This is a genomic window from Caulobacter sp. P1_B12_2 (assembly GCF_056406675.1).
In genome coordinates this window covers 1-16548 of the sequence record NZ_JBFTZS010000041.1, presented here as the reverse complement: position 1 = coordinate 16548, position 16548 = coordinate 1, and the positions used below count along the sequence as shown (strand labels likewise).

20 protein-coding genes are annotated in these 16548 nt (G+C 68.4%); 10 read left to right on the top strand and 10 right to left on the bottom strand.

Annotated features, from left to right (window positions below):
* The first annotated feature begins 324 nt into the window (after positions 1-324).
* The 4 genes from xseA to AC1DZ6_RS04480 all read left to right on the top strand — a co-directional run bounded on the left by xseA (position 325) and on the right by AC1DZ6_RS04480 (position 3642).
* Positions 325-1911 carry an exodeoxyribonuclease VII large subunit gene (gene xseA, locus AC1DZ6_RS04495; protein WP_477095994.1) on the top strand — a complete coding sequence of 529 codons (1587 nt, stop codon included), beginning with the start codon at positions 325-327 and terminating at the stop codon, positions 1909-1911.
* 57 nt (positions 1912-1968) lie between these two features.
* A complete protein-coding gene (locus AC1DZ6_RS04490; RefSeq protein WP_477095993.1) occupies positions 1969-2190 on the top strand; it encodes a DUF2093 domain-containing protein in 222 nt (73 codons plus the stop codon).
* Between the two features lie 35 nt (positions 2191-2225).
* Positions 2226-3038: a M23 family metallopeptidase gene (locus AC1DZ6_RS04485; RefSeq protein WP_477095992.1), complete on the top strand. Its 813-nt coding sequence runs from the start codon at positions 2226-2228 to the stop codon at positions 3036-3038.
* 100 nt (positions 3039-3138) lie between these two features.
* Positions 3139-3642 carry a response regulator gene (locus tag AC1DZ6_RS04480; RefSeq protein WP_477095991.1) on the top strand — a complete coding sequence of 168 codons (504 nt, stop codon included), beginning with the start codon at positions 3139-3141 and terminating at the stop codon, positions 3640-3642.
* On the opposite strand, the gene AC1DZ6_RS04475 is transcribed toward AC1DZ6_RS04480, so the two are convergent.
* On the bottom strand, positions 3639-4565 hold the full coding sequence (locus tag AC1DZ6_RS04475) for a lysophospholipid acyltransferase family protein (protein WP_477095990.1): 927 nt from the start codon (positions 4563-4565) through the stop codon (positions 3639-3641). The two genes, AC1DZ6_RS04480 and AC1DZ6_RS04475, sit on opposite strands and share 4 nt — an antisense overlap.
* 140 nt (positions 4566-4705) lie before the next feature.
* On the opposite strand from AC1DZ6_RS04475, the gene AC1DZ6_RS04470 reads away from it, so the two are divergent.
* Together AC1DZ6_RS04470 and hisN are read left to right on the top strand one after the other, a co-directional pair.
* Positions 4706-5089 (top strand): helix-turn-helix domain-containing protein, encoded by a 384-nt coding sequence (locus AC1DZ6_RS04470; protein WP_477095989.1) that lies wholly within the window; start codon positions 4706-4708, stop codon positions 5087-5089.
* 54 nt (positions 5090-5143) lie between these two features.
* Positions 5144-5980: a histidinol-phosphatase gene (gene hisN, locus AC1DZ6_RS04465; protein WP_477095988.1), complete on the top strand. Its 837-nt coding sequence runs from the start codon at positions 5144-5146 to the stop codon at positions 5978-5980.
* Between the two features lie 6 nt (positions 5981-5986).
* Here the strand turns inward: hisN and AC1DZ6_RS04460 are convergent, their stop codons facing one another.
* From AC1DZ6_RS04460 to AC1DZ6_RS04435, 6 genes are all read right to left on the bottom strand, one after another.
* On the bottom strand, positions 5987-6397 hold the full coding sequence (locus tag AC1DZ6_RS04460; RefSeq protein ID WP_477095987.1) for an NUDIX hydrolase: 411 nt from the start codon (positions 6395-6397) through the stop codon (positions 5987-5989).
* A 32-nt stretch (positions 6398-6429) separates the two neighbouring features.
* Positions 6430-7383 carry an alpha/beta hydrolase gene (locus AC1DZ6_RS04455; RefSeq protein ID WP_477095986.1) on the bottom strand — a complete coding sequence of 318 codons (954 nt, stop codon included), beginning with the start codon at positions 7381-7383 and terminating at the stop codon, positions 6430-6432.
* Positions 7384-7386: 3 nt separating this feature from the next.
* On the bottom strand, positions 7387-7695 hold the full coding sequence (locus AC1DZ6_RS04450; RefSeq protein ID WP_477095985.1) for an SCP2 sterol-binding domain-containing protein: 309 nt from the start codon (positions 7693-7695) through the stop codon (positions 7387-7389).
* Between the two features lie 90 nt (positions 7696-7785).
* Positions 7786-8454, bottom strand: a complete 669-nt coding sequence (locus tag AC1DZ6_RS04445) for a hypothetical protein (protein WP_477095984.1) — start codon at positions 8452-8454, stop codon at positions 7786-7788.
* 8 nt (positions 8455-8462) lie between these two features.
* Positions 8463-9350, bottom strand: coding sequence for a class I SAM-dependent methyltransferase (locus AC1DZ6_RS04440; RefSeq protein ID WP_477095983.1), 888 nt, complete (start codon positions 9348-9350; stop codon positions 8463-8465).
* 77 nt (positions 9351-9427) lie between these two features.
* Entirely contained in the window at positions 9428-10273 is an 846-nt protein-coding gene (locus tag AC1DZ6_RS04435; protein ID WP_477095982.1) for a class I SAM-dependent methyltransferase, read from the bottom strand.
* Between the two features lie 240 nt (positions 10274-10513).
* On the opposite strand from AC1DZ6_RS04435, the gene AC1DZ6_RS04430 reads away from it, so the two are divergent.
* Together AC1DZ6_RS04430 and AC1DZ6_RS04425 are read left to right on the top strand one after the other, a co-directional pair.
* The gene (locus AC1DZ6_RS04430; RefSeq protein WP_477095981.1) at positions 10514-10996 is read left to right on the top strand and encodes an Hsp20 family protein; all 483 of its coding nucleotides are present in this window, start codon (positions 10514-10516) and stop codon (positions 10994-10996) included.
* A 217-nt stretch (positions 10997-11213) separates the two neighbouring features.
* Positions 11214-12386, top strand: a complete 1173-nt coding sequence (locus tag AC1DZ6_RS04425; RefSeq protein WP_477095980.1) for a GAF domain-containing sensor histidine kinase — start codon at positions 11214-11216, stop codon at positions 12384-12386.
* On the opposite strand, the gene AC1DZ6_RS04420 is transcribed toward AC1DZ6_RS04425, so the two are convergent.
* The 3 genes from AC1DZ6_RS04420 to gpmA all read right to left on the bottom strand — a co-directional run bounded on the left by AC1DZ6_RS04420 (position 12383) and on the right by gpmA (position 15883).
* Entirely contained in the window at positions 12383-13645 is a 1263-nt protein-coding gene (locus AC1DZ6_RS04420) for a pentapeptide repeat-containing protein (protein ID WP_477095979.1), read from the bottom strand. The genes AC1DZ6_RS04425 and AC1DZ6_RS04420 overlap by 4 nt on opposite strands.
* Positions 13646-13786: 141 nt before the next feature.
* On the bottom strand, positions 13787-15046 hold the full coding sequence (locus AC1DZ6_RS04415) for a pentapeptide repeat-containing protein (protein ID WP_477095978.1): 1260 nt from the start codon (positions 15044-15046) through the stop codon (positions 13787-13789).
* A gap of 123 nt (positions 15047-15169) precedes the next feature.
* On the bottom strand, positions 15170-15883 hold the full coding sequence (gpmA, locus tag AC1DZ6_RS04410; RefSeq protein ID WP_477095977.1) for a 2,3-diphosphoglycerate-dependent phosphoglycerate mutase: 714 nt from the start codon (positions 15881-15883) through the stop codon (positions 15170-15172).
* Between the two features lie 121 nt (positions 15884-16004).
* On the opposite strand from gpmA, the gene AC1DZ6_RS04405 reads away from it, so the two are divergent.
* Both AC1DZ6_RS04405 and AC1DZ6_RS04400 read left to right on the top strand, forming a co-directional pair.
* Positions 16005-16247, top strand: coding sequence for a hypothetical protein (locus tag AC1DZ6_RS04405; protein ID WP_477095976.1), 243 nt, complete (start codon positions 16005-16007; stop codon positions 16245-16247).
* Positions 16244-16548: SIS domain-containing protein (locus AC1DZ6_RS04400; RefSeq protein WP_477095975.1), on the top strand; the 305-nt coding region annotated here is incomplete at its 3' end. The genes AC1DZ6_RS04405 and AC1DZ6_RS04400, both read left to right, overlap by 4 nt.

The following is a 16548-nucleotide window of genomic DNA, read 5'->3' as shown; positions in this document are numbered from 1 at the left end:
CTTCCGGATAACGATGGCGCGGAGCGGCAGGCTTCGTCGAAACGGTATTTATTCAAAGTTCTCCGGACGTCGTCCGGCGCTCCGCGACCCTTTCCGATCAGCTCACAGCCGGTTTGGCGTGGGATCACACTGACTTGCCCCCACCTGACGGCTTCGCCGTCTGTCCGCCCCCATGGGGGGCGGAGGAAGCGCGCACGGCGCCGGCGGCAGTTCCTCTTCCCCCTATGGGGGAAGACGACCGCGAAGCGGTCCGTAGGGGGCAAGTGTTCACCGCACCGAGCATCCCATTTCGGCCCAACCCCAATCCGTCCTATCTAGAACCCCATGACCGACGCCGCCGCCCCCGATTCCAACGCTCAGGCCTATTCCGTCTCGGAACTGGCCTTCGCCCTGAAGCGCACGCTGGAAGACCGGTACAGCTTCGTGCGGCTGCGCGGCGAGCTCAGCAAGGTCACCCACCACGGCAACGGCCACGTCTACCTGACCATCAAGGACGACAAGGCCGCCATCGACGGCGTCGTCTGGAAAGGCAATGTCCGCCAGTTGCAGATCCGGCCCGAGCACGGGCTGGAGGTGATCGTCACCGGCAAGATCACCACCTATCCGGCCGGCTCGCGCTACCAGATCGTCATCGAGACCATGGAGGCGGCCGGCGTCGGCGCCCTGCTCGCGCAGCTTGAACGCCTGAAGGCCAAGCTGGCCGCCGAGGGCCTGTTCGCCCCGGACCGCAAGCGTCCCCTGCCCTCGATGCCGGCCGTGGTCGGGGTGATCACCAGCCCGACCGGGGCGGTGATCCGCGACATCCTGCACCGCATCCGCGACCGCTGGCCCTGCCAGGTGCTGGTCTGGCCGTGCGTGGTGCAGGGCGACGCCGCCGCCGGCCAGGTCAGCGCGGCGATCCGCGGCTTCAACGCCATCGCGCCGGGTGGACCCGTGCCGCGCCCCGACATCATCATCGTCGCCCGGGGCGGCGGCTCGGTCGAGGATCTGTGGGCCTTCAACGACGAGGGCCTGGCCCGCACGGTGGCCGAGGGGACCATCCCGCTGATCTCGGCCGTCGGCCACGAGACCGACACCACCCTGATCGACTTCGTCTCCGACCGTCGCGCCCCGACCCCGACCGCCGCCGCCGAAATGGCGACCCCGGTGTTGACCGAACTGCGGGCCCTGGTCAGCGACTACGACCGCCGACTGAACACCTGCGGCGGCCGGGTGATCGAGGAGCGGCGCACCCGGCTGATCAGCGCCGCGCGCGGCCTGCCCCGTCCCGCCGACCTGCTGGCCCTGGCCCAGCAACGCCTGGACCTGGCGGTGYGCGGCCTGCCCCGGCTGGACGACCTGACCGCCCCGGCCGAGCGCCGGTTCAAGGATGTCGCCGCCCGCCTGGACGCGGCCCTGCAGCGCAACACCGACATCCACGCCCGCGACCTGCTGAAGGTCACCGCCCGGCTGTCGCCCGACACCCTGCATCGCCAGCGCAACGACGCCGGCCGCCGGGTGGGCGAGTTGGGCAAGCGGCTGGACCTGGCGGCCCGCCGGGTCCCCGAACGGATCGGCCAACACGCCCGCCTGCCGGCCCTGCAGGATCGGCTGAACGCCGTGGCGCGGCGGCGCCTCGAGCATGAGACCAACCGCCTGGTCGGCCTGGACAAGCTGCGGCTGTCGCTCAATCCGGAACGACCGCTGGAGCTGGGCTTCGCTTTGGTCCGCAAGGCCGACGGCACGATCGCCCGCTCGGCCGCCGAGCTGACCAGCGGCGAACGCGTGAACCTGAAGTTCAAGGCCGGCGACCGCGACGCGGTCATCGACGGCGAGAGCTCGACGCCTGTCCCGCCCGCGCCGGTTTCCGCGCCCCGTCCGGCGCCCAAGCCGAAACCGGCCCCGTCCACCGATCAGGGCAGCCTCTTTTGATCCCACCGGCGCCCGCCCACCTGTTCCCCAGACCCCAACTGGCGTAAAAGAGCCCTCATGAACGCGTTCGATCCCAATCTCGGCAAGTCCGGCGGCCCGGCCACACTGCACTACGGCGACGGCGAGTTCGCCATCATGAGCCCGGGCCAATACGTGCTCTGCGCGGTGACCGGCGCCAAGATCGCGCTGGAGAACCTGCGCTACTGGAGCCCCGAGCTGCAGGAAGCCTACGCCAGCCCGACCGAAGCCCTGAAGCGCTGGCAGGAGAGCCGGGGCTGAACCGGCGGGGGGCGCTCGCCGGCCTGACGGCAGCCTTGGGCTTCCCTGCGGTCGCCCGCGCCGCCGCGCCGGGCCTGACCCTGTCCGGTCGTTTCGTCCAGGGCGGGATGGTCGTCGGCCGCACCGCGCCCCGCACCGCCGTGCTGCTGAACGGCGCGCCGGCGACCCAGGCCTCGGCCGACGGCTGGTTCGTGATCGGCTTCGACCGCGACGCCCCGCCCCCGGCCCTGATCACCGTCCAGACAGCCGACGGCTCGGCCAGCCACCAGGCGACCATCGCGCCGGGGACCTTCGACATCCAGCGCATCGACGGCCTGGCCCAGGACCAGGTGGCGCCGAGCGATCCGGCCCTGTTGACGCGCATCGCCGCCGAGGGAAGCCGCAAGGCCGTCGGCTTCGCCAGCCGGGTGGACGGCGACTTCTTCCGCACCGGCTTCATCTGGCCCGTCCAGGCCACCCGGCGCTCGTCCAGCTTCGGCGGCCAGCGGATCCTCAACGGCGAGCCCAAGCGCCCGCACTACGGCGTCGACCTGGCCGCCCCGGTCGGCACGCCGGTCGTGGCCCCGGCCGCCGGCGTGGTCAGCTTCGCCGAGACCGGCCTGCACTTCGAGGGCGGGCTGATCCTGATCGATCACGGCCAGGGCCTGATCACCGCCTATCTGCACCTGTCGCGCATCGACGTGGCGGCCGGCCAAGCCGTCGCCCAGGGCCAACGGATCGGGGCGGTCGGCAAGGAAGGCCGGGCCACCGGGCCTCATCTGTGCTGGCGCATGAAGTGGCGCGACCAGAATCTGGATCCTTCGCTGATGGTGGGCCTAATGGCCAGCAAGTCGCCACCACACGCCTAGGGAGAACTTTGTTACGCCAATTCCCCTCTGAGGGGATGACAGGCCGGTAGCTGTACAGTATGCCCGCCATCCCCCTTGCCGTGATGGAGGCCCCCACCGCATGTCCGCGACGCTCGATCAGCTGCGCTTTCTGCTGGTGGACGACAACCATCACATGCGGGCGATCGTCTCGACGATCCTCAAGGGCGTCGGCGTGCGGCACGTGTTCGAGGCCATGGACGGCGCCGAGGCCCTGCAGGTGGTCCGCGACCACCAGATCGACATCGCCATAGTCGACTTCCGGATGTCGCCCCTGGACGGCGTGCAGTTCACCCAGTTGGTCCGCCAGTCACCCGACAGCCCCGACCCGTTCCTGCCGATCATCATGCTGACCGGTTTCGCCGAGCGGCACCGGGTGATGGAGGCCCGCGACGCCGGGGTCACCGAGATCGTCGTCAAGCCGGTGACCGCCCGCTCGCTGCTGGACCGCATCAACACGGTGATCTTCAAGCCGCGGCCGTTCATCCGCACCGAGGACTATTTCGGCCCCTGCCGCCGCCGCCGCGACGACCCCGCCTATACCGGGCCGAAACGGCGCGGCCACGAGCGGATGCTTGAGCTCTAGCCCTCGCTCGCCGCCAACGCGGCATAGACCTCGTTCGGCCAGCGCCGATGGACCCAGAACCACTCCTCGGGCCGTTCGCGGATGCGGTCTTCCATGAAGGCGTTGACCAGCTTCACCCCGGCCTCGATGTCGGCGGTGCGGTCGCCGGTGTCGGGCAGGACGATCGGATCGTGGACCACCGCCCGAAACCGCGCCCCCTTGGTGCGCTGCACCGACATCGGCTGCAGCACCGTGCCGAAGCGGAGCGCCAGGCGCGAGGGCCCCGGCGCCGTGCGCACCGGATGGCCGAAGAACAGGCTCTCGACGCCGCTGTTGAACTTCTGGTCGTTCATCAGGGCCACCGACTTGCCGCGCTTCATGCCTTCCAGCAGCTCGCGCGCCCCGTCCCCGCCCTTCGGCGCGAACAACCGCACGCCGTAGCGGAAGCGGCTGGCCTTGATGCGCTCGTCCACATACGGATTGTTGGCCGCGCGATAGGTCATCTCGCAGACGACCCCGGAATCGACGATCGCCGCGGGCATCACCTCCCAGTTCGACAGGTGTCCCGAAACGAAGACCACCGGGACCTTGTCGGCGGCGATCTGGAACAGGCGCTGCTGATTGACCACCTCGACCCGGCCGGTGGACGGCAGGATTTTGTCCATCAGCGGGAATTCGGCGAAGGTGCGGCCCAGGCCGTCCCACTGCGCCTTGAGCATGGCCGTGCGCCAGGCCTCGTCCTTCTCCGGAAAGGCCAGCTTGAGATTGCGGGTCGCCACCTTGTGCGCACCGCTCAGCGGGCCGACGGYGCGGCCCAGCCAACCGCCGAACGCCGAAGCGGCGTCGACGCCCAGCAGGCGCACCACGCCTATGAAGAGGTCAAAACCCAGCGCTTCCGCGCGCCATAGGAGGTCCTGGGCCAAAGGCCGACGCTTATCCGACATGAACCCTTAGTAGCCTGCTTCGTGGACGAGTGGGACTCGCAGCGTGCGTCGACTCGCGTGATTTCGCCCGGCACGCGACTTGCGGATGTCAACCCAGACCGTTCCGTTTCGGGACGGGAACATGAAATCGGGGCGTCATCATGGGCAACGACATTGATGTTTATCTGGGCAAGCGATTGCGGCGTCGGCGCCGTCTGCTGGGCCTGACTCAACAACAGCTGGCAGGCGCCGTCGGGGTGCGATTCCAGCAGATCCAGAAGTACGAATGCGGCGCCAACCGCATCTCGGCCGCTCGCCTCTGGCAGCTGTCCGAGGCGCTGGAGGTTCCGGTCGGCTACTTCTACGACGGCCTGTCGGACCGCGCGGCGAAGGAAGCCGCCAACGAAGCCGAAGGCGGCGAGATGTTCGCCCGCAAGGAGACGCTGGACCTGGTCCGCGCCTACTACCTGCTGGGCGAGCGTCCGCGTCGTCGCTTGCTGGATCTGGCCAAGTCGCTGAACGGCGGCGAGGCGATCGAGGCCTAGGTTCGCGATCCTGAACGGTGGCGTCGAGTCGAAGGGCGGGCTAATCCTCGCCTCATGACCCTCGCCGCCGATCATCTTGCGCAACTCGACGCCTTCGTCATCGACCTCAACCGCGCTTCGGCGGCGGCGATCCTGCCGCTGTTCCGGGCCGACCACGGGTTGGAAGACAAGGGCGCGGGCAAGAACCTGCCACGCGACAGCCACGCCGCGTTCGATCCGGTGACGGAAGCCGATCGCGGCGCCGAGGCGGCGATCCGCAAACTGATCGCCGACCGTTATCCCGAGCACGGGGTGATCGGCGAGGAGTACGGCGAGGACCGCCCGGACGCCGAGTTCGTCTGGGTGCTGGACCCGATCGACGKCACGCGCGCCTTCATCTCGGGCCTGCCGCTGTGGACCACCTTGATCGGCCTGCGCCATCAGGGCCGCTCGGTGCTGGGTTCGATCGGCCAGCCCTATACGGGCGAGATCTTCATCGGCTCTGACGCCGGCTCGCGCCTGCTGTCGCGCGGTTCCGAACGCGCGATCCGGGTACGCGAGTGCCCAAAGCTGACCGACGCGATCATCGCCACCACCGATCCCGACGCCTGTTTCGACGGGGCCGAGCGCGGCGCCTGGCTGCAGGTGCGCGCCGCCGCCAAGCTGGCGCGCCTGGGCTGCGACGCCTACGCCTACGCCATGGTGGCCATGGGCAAGATGGACATGGTCATCGAGGCCGGTCTGAAATCCTGGGACATCGAGGCGGCTATTCCCTTGATCAACGGCGCCGGCGGCATGGTCACCGACTGGCGAGGCGAGCCGATCGGTCCTGACGGCGGTCAGATGGTGATTTCCGGCGACCGCCGCTGCCTGGACGAGGCGCTGGTCTCGCTGCGGCGGTCGGCGAAGTAGTCGTCCTCAGACGTCGAGGACCAAGGGCGCGAGATCAAGGGGCAACAACACCTCCGAGCCCGCACGGAACCGGCTGAGCGCCACCCATTCGACCCAATGCAGTTCGCCGTTGTCTTCGAGCTGGAACCGGTCGCCGGCTCGGACCTTCGGATCGTCTAGGGTGACCGGGAAAGCGAAGATGATCTCGTGGCCGACGTGGCCGGCATGTTCGTAGATGTTCTCGAAGATCGCCGGCTCGCCGGTGATTTCGATCTCGACGTCCAGTTCCTCACGAAACTCGCGGCGCAAGGCGACCTGCGCCGTCTCGCCGAACTCGATGCCCCCGCCGGGCGGCCTCCATCCCTTGATCGCCCCGTCGTCATTGCGGACCTCGACGACAAGCAGCCTTTCGCCGTCGAACACCAGACCGATGGCCACGGGGCGGATCGACTGTCGAGGACGCCAGACGCTCATCGCGGCGCGACCGCGTCCACCGTCTCGTCGAACGCCTTCCAGAACACCGCCCGGCGATCGTCCGTCTCGATCAGGATCTCGTGGAAGGCGTCGGGGATCTCGACATAGCGGCCTTTCGGCATGCGGCCGGCGATCGACTTCTCGTCGGCGATCAGGACGCGGCTGTCCTGTCCCGCCGCGACAATGGTCACCGGGATCGACACGGCCTCGACGCCCTTGGTCCGGCGCAGGAAGGCGCAGGCGGCGAAGGCGAAGTCGGTCCAGCCCCAAGTGATGCCGCCCAGGGCGATGTCGCGATTGGCGTTGATCTGCGCCCGGTGACGGGCGTAGCGGGCTGCATCGTGCGTCAGGGCGTCCTTGGGGAAGCTCTGGACGAACGGGTCGCCGGCGTCGCCCAGCACGTACTCGCCCTTGTACCGCGAGCGGCTCATCAGCCAGGCCAGGCCTCGCGCCCCGCCCGCCGGCTTGCCGCCGGTGTTGAGGCCCAGCATCGGGGCCGACAGCACGGCGGCCGAGAAACGGCTCTCGCCGACCGCCAGGGCCAGCATGGTCAGGCAGCCGCCCATCGAGTGTCCCAGGGCGATCCACGGTTTGGGCAGCCGGGTCTCGAAGGCGGCCAGCAGCGCATCGTAGTCGCCGAGGAATTCCTTGAACCCCGCCGCGTGGCCCTTCAGCCGGTCCGGCAGAGCGCGGTGCGAAAGCCCCTGCCCGCGCCAGTCATGGACCAGCACCACGAAGCCACGGTCCAGCAGGTCCTGCACGACCTCGAAATACTTCTCGATCGGCTCGCTGCGGCCGGGGCTGACCACGACCGAGCCGCGCGGCGGGACTCTAGGCGAAAAGAAAGCGGCGCGGAGGGTCGCCCCATCCGCGCCGCTGAACCATTCGGCCTTTCCATGATCGGGAACGGGCGCCTCGGGTATCGAGACCAGCGGCGCCGCATCCCCCATGGATCAGCGCATCTTCGCGAAGAGGGCCGCCATCTTCGACTGCAGGGCCATGGCCGTGCCCATGTCCGACAGCTTCAGCTTGCCGGTCATGACCGCCATGGTCGGGTCGAGCGAGCCGGCGCCGATGGCCAGCAGGTCGTCCATCGACAGGGTCATGGTCAGGTCGGCCGGCTTGTCTTCGTTGGTCACCGAGCCGCCGTCGATGTGGACGACGCCGGTGTCCTTCAGGTCGAACTTCAGGCTCTTGCCCAGACCGCTGTCGTCGCCGACGGCGGTTTTGATACGATCGGTCAGTTCCTGCAACGTAGCCATAGGCGCTTCTCCCTCTGTGGCGCGTGGATTCTGGGCGGCAGACTGGCTGCTGGATCGCGGCGAGTAAACACTGTTCAGACGCGCCGGCGGCTATTTCTTTTTGATGTAATAGTCCACCGCCGACGGGGTTTTGGCCAAACGGACGCGGGACGCGCCCTTGAACTGGTACGCCTCGAACACAACCGCTCCGGCCCTGGCCGGCAGCGGCTTGGAGCTTCCGTTGGGGAAGATCGCCACGCCGGAATCGACCGCCAGGAACTTCAGTCCGTCCATCTGCGGGGCCATCAACGCCATGGGACCAGCGGCCTTGCGGATGGCCTTGTTGGAGTCCTCGACCGTGGCGACCAGTTCGCGGGCGTCGTATTCGGCCGCCGGCTTGAGCACCGGGTCCAGCAGCATCGTCGAACCCAGCTTGGTGTCGGCCGGAACATCGAAGCCGACCTGGGCCTTGGCCTGAAGCTGGGCCAGGGTCGGCGTGCGTTCGAACCGCCCCTCCGCGTCGAGCGGCAGCGGCGTACGCGCGCCGCCGGCCTCGATCAGGGTCGCCTTGACGCCGGTCGCCCGCTTGCCGTCCCGCATGAGGGCGTAGGTCAGCTTGATGCGCGCACGTTCGGCGGGCGGCACCTTCAGGAAGGCCTCCAGGAACGAGAAGACCTTGGTGGCGGGCGCGACCTTGCCGTCCGCGGCTCGAGCCGAGAGCGGGATCGAGGACACCAGCACCAGGGAAATCAGGGCCGTGGCGGCGCCGCGCCTGTTCAAGCTCGGGCTCATTTCGGCTTCACGAACTTCAGGGTCATGCGGTCGCTCTCGCCGATGGCGTCGTACTTGGCGTGGTCGAAGCCGGGCTCGGCCGGATCGCCGCGCGGCGACGACAGGCGGGTCGGCGGGAGGGTCCAGACCCCGAACGGGTGATCCTTGGTGTCATTGGGATTGGCGTTGATCTCGCTTTCGCCCGCCAGGACGAAGCCGGCTTCCTTGGCCATTTCGATTACATAGGCCTGCTGCACGTAGCCGTCGGCGGCCAGCACGTCCTGCACGCGTCCGGGCTCGCCGCGGTGTTCCTCCACGCCCAGCACGCCGCCCGGCTTCAGCGCGGTCAGAGCTTCACGGAAGGCCTTCTCGGCCAGGCCTGCGGCCATCCAGTTGTGCAGATTGCGCAGGAAGAGCACTAGGTCGGCCGATCCCGCCGGCGCCACCGGGGCGCTGGTTGGCCCGAACGCCGTGACGACGACCTCGCCATAGACCTTCTTCTTGTCGGCCAGCTTGCGCTGGTAAGCCTCGACGGACGCCTTGGCGCTGGGGTCGTCGGGCAGGTCGGTCTGCAACGAGGCGGCGTAGAGCTTGCCGCCGGTGGCGGCCAGGTACGGCGCCAGGATGTCGGTGTACCAGCCGGTTCCGGGCCAGAACTCGACCACGGTCTGCCCCGGCTTGAGACCCCAGAACTCCAGGCTCTCGATGGGATGGCGCCAGACATCGCGGGCCTTGTCGGCGGGCGAGCGCCAGCCGCCGTCGACGGCTTCCTTCAGCGTCATGGGTCCGGCCTTGGCCGGCGGCTTGGCCTCGGGCTGGGCCGCCTTGCGGCCGCATCCCGCCAAGCTCAAGGCGGCCGCGCCCGCCAGCAGCCCCCGCCGCGACCATCGAAGTCCTGGACTCATGCCCGCCCCCACCCTCATCTCAGAGCCCCGATCATGCACCCGACCTTGGCGAAACTTCGCCCGGATCAGCCAAGCCCTCAGCCCGGCTTGCGGAAGCGCAGCGTCATGCGGTCGCTTTCGCCGATGGCGTCGTACTTCGTCCGGTCGAAGTTCGGATCGGCCTGCTGGCCGCTCGGCGCGCTCTGCTTGGTCGGCGGCAGGGTCCAGACCCCGAACGGGTGGTCCTTGGTGTCCTTGGGGTTGGCGTTGATCTCGGACTTGGCGTCGAGCTTGAAGCCGGCCTTCTCCGCCAGGGCCACCACCGTGGCCGTCGCCAGATAGCCGTCCGCGCCCTTGTCGGTTTCCGACTTGGGATCGGCGCGATGGTCCTCGACCGCCAGGATCCCGCCGGGCTTCAGCACCTCGAAGAAGTCCTTGAAGATCTTGTCGGCCACACCCGGTTGGCCGGTCCAGTTGTGGACGTTGCGCGCCGTCAGGACCAGGTCGGCCGAGCCCGCCGCGCCGAGGGGGCCGGCGACCGGGCCGAAGTTCACGAACCGCACGGTCCCGTACTTGGCCGGGTCCAGGAACCGCATCTCGAAGTTCGCCCTGCCCTTGCGGCCCCCCTCCGAGATCTTCGGATTGGCCAGGTCGGCGAGACCCGCGACGTAGGTCCCGCCAGTGGCCTTGGCGTAGGGCGCCAGGATCTCGGTCCAGTAGCCGCCGCCCGGAGAGACTTCGACCACGGTCTGCTTGGGCTTCAGACCCCAGAAGATCAGGCTGTCGTAGGGGTGGCGGGCGCCGTCGCGGGCCACGCTGGCCGGCGTGCGGTCGGGCGAGGCGATGGCCGCTTGCAGCGCCGCGTCGGCGGCGAGCACGGGCGAGGCGGAAAGGCAAAGCGTCGCGGCGGCGGCGAACAGGAGGAGATGGCGGCGGCAGGTCATCGTCGGAGCTCTCCAGGGCTGCCCGGGAGCCGGGCGAGCCGACCTTAACGGTGACCGAACAGCGATCAAGCGATTCACCGCCTGGCTGCTCATTCAACCCCTTGAAGTCGAAAAACGGCTCACCACCTTGGTCTCGAAGGCGCTGGAAACCCGGGCCTTCCAGACTGCCGGCGACGCCGATCCGGGTCGCCAAGAGTCTGAACCTATTGAACAACCTTGCTTTGAAAGAAGGATGTCACCATGCGTACGATCGACCTCTCTCCCCTGTATCGTTCCCTGGTCGGCTTTGACCGGCTGGCCGCCCAACTGGACGCCGCCGCCTCGAACGAAGCCACCTCGGGCTATCCCCCCTACAACATCGAGCGCACCGCCGAGAACGCCTACCGCATCGAGATCGCCGTCGCCGGCTTCAAGTCGGAAGAGCTCGGCATCGAGGTGAAGGAAAGCCTCCTCACCGTCACCGGCCGCAAGCCCGCCAATGACGAGGCCAAGCGCTACCTCCATCGCGGCCTGGCCGAACGCAACTTCGAGCGCCGCTTCCAGCTGGCCGACTACGTGATCGTCACCGACGCGGCCCTGTCGGACGGCCTGCTGTCGATCTCGCTGAAGCGCGAACTGCCCGAAGCGCTGAAGCCCCGCACCATCGAGATCAAGTCGGCCGCGCCGCTGATCGAAGGCGGCAAGGTCGAAGGCGATAAAATCGAAGGCGAGAAGGCAGCCTAATACTACCTTCCCGCGTTATCGTATCTCCCCTCTAGACTTTCAGGGCGGCGCCACGTTGCGCCGCCCTTTTTTCTGCCTGACCGCCTCGTCACGGTACGGACGCTTTGCGCGTCCAGAACCAAAAGGATACCGTCACGGTCACGAGCGCTTCGCGCGCCCGGCGGGGGCCGGTTCATTCCAATCGAGGGTAGTTGGCCCTCAATCGTTCCGGATACAGATGACCACCACGATCGCCGATGACGTCGCCGCTATTGGCCGCTTGGACGTCATTCCGAAGATTCTAGAGGTCGCCTGCCGGTCCACCGGCATGGGCTTCGCCGCGGTCGCTCGGGTCACCGAAGACCGCTGGGTGGCCTGCGCCGTCCGCGACGAGATCGCGTTCGGCCTTGGGGTCGGCGGCGAACTGGTGGTCGAAACCACGCTGTGCAACGAGATCCGCGGCCACGGCCAATCGGTCGTGTTCGGCGACGCCTCGCAGAGCGACATCTATCGCGACCACCACACCCCGCGGATGTACGGCCTCCAGAGCTATATCTCGGTGCCGATCCAGCACCGCGGCGCCTTCTTCGGCACGCTGTGCGCGATCGACCCCAAGCCGGCCGCCATCGAGGACGGCAAGACCCAGGCGATGTTCGAGCTGTTCGCCCAGTTGATCGGCGCCCACCTCGACAACCAGGACCGGCTGGACCGCAGCGAGGCGGCGTTGATCGACGCTCAGGCCGCGGCCGAGCTGCGCGAGCAGTTCATCGCCGTGCTGGGCCACGACCTGCGCAACCCCCTGGCCTCGATCGACGGCGGCGCCCGCCTGCTGCTGAAGACTCCCCTGGACGACAGGGCGCGCACCCTGGTCGGCCTGGTGCAAAACAGCGTCCTGCGCATGGCCGGCCTGATCGACAACGTGCTGGACTTCGCTCGCGGCCGGCTGGGCGGCGGCTTCGCGGTCCATCGACGCCCCGACGGAGCCCTGTCGAGCACGCTGGAGCAGGTGGTGTCCGAGTTGCGCACCGCTCAGCCCGAGCGCCGGATCGACAGCGACATCCGCCTGACCCAGATCGTATCGATCGACGGCCGCAAGGTGGCCCAACTGTTCTCGAACCTGCTTTCGAACGCCCTGACCCACGGCTCCGACCAGGCGCCGGTCAGGGTTCGGGCCCGCACCGAAGGCGGCTGGTTCGAGCTGTCGGTCGCCAACGCCGGCCAGCCGATCCCGCCCGACACGCTGGGGCGGCTGTTCCATCCCTTCACGCGGGCCGCCGACAAGCCGATGCAGGAAGGGCTGGGCCTGGGTCTCTACATCGCTTCGGAGATCGCCAAGGCCCACGATGGCGCCCTGACCGTCCAGTCGGACCCGGTCGAGACCCGCTTTACCTTCCGGATGCCCTTGGCCTAGGCCGGCGCGAAATCCAGCCCCTGCACCTGGCCGAGATCGCAATCCCTCAGGCTTGTCTTGGTCAGCCGCGCGCCGGTGAAGTCGGAGCCCCGCAAGTCGGCGCCGTCGAGCACGGCTTCGCTGAGGTCGGCGGCCTGCAACAGGGCGTAACGCAGGCGGGCCGCCTTCAGATTGACCAGGGTCTTGCGCTCCGGCCCCAGAGGCAGGGGCGAGAGCGTGGCCTGACGCAGGTCGGCCTTGGTCAGGTTGGCGCCGGTCAGCTTGGCGCCCCGCAGGTCGGCGCCGCGCAGATTGGCCATGCGCAGGTCGGCATTGCGCAGATTGGCGCCCTGCAGCTGGGCGCCGGACAGGTCGATCCCGACCATGCAGGCCCCCGCCGCGCTCATCGCTGTCAGCCTCAGGCCCTTGAGCCGGTCGCCGAGCGGCCGCAGATCCTCGCCGTCCAGCCGAGCGGGCTCGCCCTCCTTGCCTCCGGTCTTGCACCAGGCCTGGTTCGCCAGGCAGCGCCGGTGAATTTCCTCGACGCGCGACATCGCCCTCTCGGTCGATGCGGCCAGGCAGCCCTGCATTTCGGCCCCCTGGGTGCGGGCGGTGGAGGTGTCGACGCCGGCCATGACCGCGCCGGTGAAATTGGCGCCTTCCAGGTTGGCGCCCTTGACGTCGGCCCCGTCCAGGATCGCGCCGCTCAGATTGGCTTCCTTGAGGTTCGCGCCCGACAGCTTGGCCCCGCGCAGCGAGCAGTCGCTGAAGTCAGCCTTGAAGGCCGAGACGCCGGTGAACTGCGAGCCGTCCAGTGTCGCGCCCGAGAAATTGACCTCGTCGACCTCGCCGTTGCGGGTTTCATGGCGGACGGTTTCGAGGCCCTTGCGGGGATGGGGGATAGCCACCTGGCCTTCGCGGAAGTCGGCCTGGGTCAGGTCGGCCTGCGACAGGTTCGCGCCGCGCAGACAGGCGCCGCGCAGGTCGGCGCGCACCAGCACGGCCTGGCGCAGATCGGCCTTGCGCAGATCGGCGCCGAACAGGTTGGCCCGCTCCAGCCGCGTGCGAACCATGCGGCAGCCGTCGAGGATGGAGGCGGAGAAGTCGGCGTCGGCCAGATTGCGGAAAGACAGGTCCAGTCCCGAGAGATTCGTGAAGCGCAGCGAAGCCCGCTTGCCACCCTGCTTGCCCGTGATGAACTTCTCGTGCGCCGACACGATCATGTCGAGCTCGGCCTGGCTCAGTCGCCGCCGTCCCGCAATGCTCTGCGCCGCGCTCATGTCTTCCGCTTCTCCCCCGAGAAACCCATTGATCGTGCTGAAAAATAACGGCGATCGACAAGCGAAGCGTTAAGGCCGCGCCGTTTTGCCGCGACTTTCGCGAAAAGTGTCCGAAAATTCGCAGTCAACCGCCTTCAGGCGCTAGATCACGTCGTCCAGGCCCCGCGCGCCCTGACGAATGGCGCCGGTGATGTCGATGTCCTTGAGCAGGGCGTTGGTGAAGTTGGCGCGCGACAGGTCGGCGCCGCTCAGGCAGGCCTGACGCAAGTCAGCCCGGGCCAGGTCGGCGTTGGTCAGCAGGGCGCCGGTCAGATCGCTGGGCAGCAGGCGATCGCGGCCTATCAACAGCGGACCCAGCTGGGCCTCGCGCAGATCCGATCCGGCCAGCTTGGCGCCCTTGAGCCGCGCGCCGCGCAGATCGGCCCGACGCAGGTTGCACGAACGCAGGTCGGCGCCTTCCAACTGCGCGCCCTGCATCTGGACGCTTTCCATGTCCAGGCCGTAGAAGACCGCGCCCTTGGCCGACAGGGCCGTCAGGTTGAAGCCGCGCACGGATTTCAGATTGCGCAGGTCGGCCTTGTCGAACACCGAAGGCTTGCCCTCGGCGCCGCCCGTCTCGCACCACTTGGCGTGGTCGGCGATCATCTGCTCGTAGGGCATGTCGGCGATGTCGGTGCCCGACGTCTTGTCGGTCAGGGCGCCGTCCAGATTGGTGTCGTTGATGTTCCACGACATCGTCTTGGCGCCGACCAGCACGGCGTTGCGCAGGTCGGCCCCGGTGAGGTTCGCGCCGGACAGGTCAGCGCCGGCCAGATTGGCGCCGTTGAAATTAGCCTGTTTGAGGTTGGCCCGAACCAACTTCGCGTCCTTGAGGATCGCATCGCTGAAGTCGGCCTTGGTGGCGATGATGCCCGACAGGCGCGAGCGTTCGAGGTTGGCGCCGGCCAGGATCGCGCCGTGGGCCTGAGCCTCGCGCTGCACGGGTTCGATGACACGATAGCCTTCCTTGCGGTCGGCGGCGGCGATCTGGCCTTCGCGCAGATCGGCCTCAAACAAGTCGGCCCCGGTCAGGTTGGCGCCCCGCAGGCTGGAGCCGCGGAGGTCGCATCGCCGCATCGAGGCGTCGGTCAGGTCCGAGCCGTGCAGATCCGCGCCGTACAGGGTGGCGTTGTCGAGCTTGGTGCGCCGCATGTCGCAGCCGACGAGCAGCGCGCCGGTGAAATCGGCGTCGCAGAGATTGCGGCCGGTCACCGACAGGCCCGAGATGTCGCAGAAGGCGAAGACAGCGCGCGCTCCACCCATCCGAGCCGACCACAGACGGTCATGCTTGGCGCAGATCACGTCGACGTCGTGCTGCGTCAGGCGCTTGTGCTCTTGGCCTGCCGCGGGAGGGGCGCTCATGATTGCTCGTATCGGCTCCCCGTAGGGCTAGACCCATACAATGCGCGCCGCCGCATTAACGCTGCGTTTCCAAGCCTTTCGGGACATCAGGGCGCGGCTTGCCCCAGTGTCCCGAACGCAAGATCAACGCGTCGTCGGCAGCGGCTGGGCGCGGCTCTCGTCGAGGTAACGCGCGCCGGTCGGCTTGAGGTTGGCGTCCAGGTCGATGACCAACGGATTGCCGGTGGGGATCTCGACATGGACGATGTCGGCGTCGGGCACGTCGAACAGGTGCTTGACGATAGCGCGCAACGAATTGCCGTGGGCGGCCACCAGGATCGTCTCGCCGGCCTTCAGCTTGGGGGCGATGGCYGCTTTCCAATAGGGCAGCACGCGCACCAGGGTGGTTTTCAGGCTTTCAGTGCTGGGCAGGTCCTTGCCGGCGTAGCGGCGGTCCTTGCTGAAGTCGTACTCGCCGCCCGGGGCCAGTTCCGGCGGCGGGATATCGTAGGACCGGCGCCAGATCGTGACCTGCTCCTCGCCGTGCTTCTCGGCGGTCTCGGCCTTGTTCAGCCCAGTCAGGCCGCCGTAGTGGCGCTCGTTCAGCCGCCAGTCCTTGGTGACCGGCACGAAGCTCTGGCCGGCGGCGTCCAGCGCCAGATTGTTCGTGCGGATGGCCCGCGTCTGGACCGAGGTGAACGCTTCGTCGATGTCGATGCCGGCGGCCTTGATCAGCTCGCCGCCCTTGCGCGCCTGGGCTTCGCCCTCGGCGGTCAGATCGACGTCCACCCAGCCGGTGAAGCGGTTTTCGAGATTCCACTGGCTCTGGCCGTGGCGGAGCAGGACGAGAACGGGCATCGGACCTCCAGAATGTGTCGGAGGGCGGGCYAAGCCCCGACCGACCCCGCGTCAAGCGTTCCGCCGCGCCTTGCTGTTCTCTCGCCCTTCTCTCCTCTGGGGGGCATGCTATAGGCAGGCCATGCCCGATCGCATCCTCATGCCCTTCCTGGCGTTCATCGGCCTCGCCCTGATCGCGTTTTCGCTCATCTGGCCCCAGGGCTACGGCGCCCGCTCGCCGGGCCCGTTCGGCTCGATCCCCATCCAGCAGACGCCGGAAATGCGGGTCAAGATCCAGCGCGAGAAGGACGCCGCGATCCTGCGCGACCAACAGGCTCGCCAGCAGGTGACCGACGCCAGCGCCGCCGCGGCGGCGGCGCCGTGAGCGCCTTCGACGCGATCGCCGTCGGCCAACGGGTGCTGAACACCGAGGCCCAGGCGCTGGCGCAGCTGTCGGCCTCGCTCGACGAATCGTTTGTCCGCGCCGTCGAGGCCCTGTTCGACGCCAAGGGGCGGGTGGTCTGCACCGGCATCGGCAAGTCGGGTCATGTGGCGCGCAAGATCGCCGCGACCCTGGCCTCGACCGGCTCGCCCGCCATGTTCGTCCATGCCGCCGAGGCCAGCCATGGCGACCTGGGCATGATCGGCCAGGGCGACGTGGTGCTGGCCCTGTCCAAGTCCGGCGA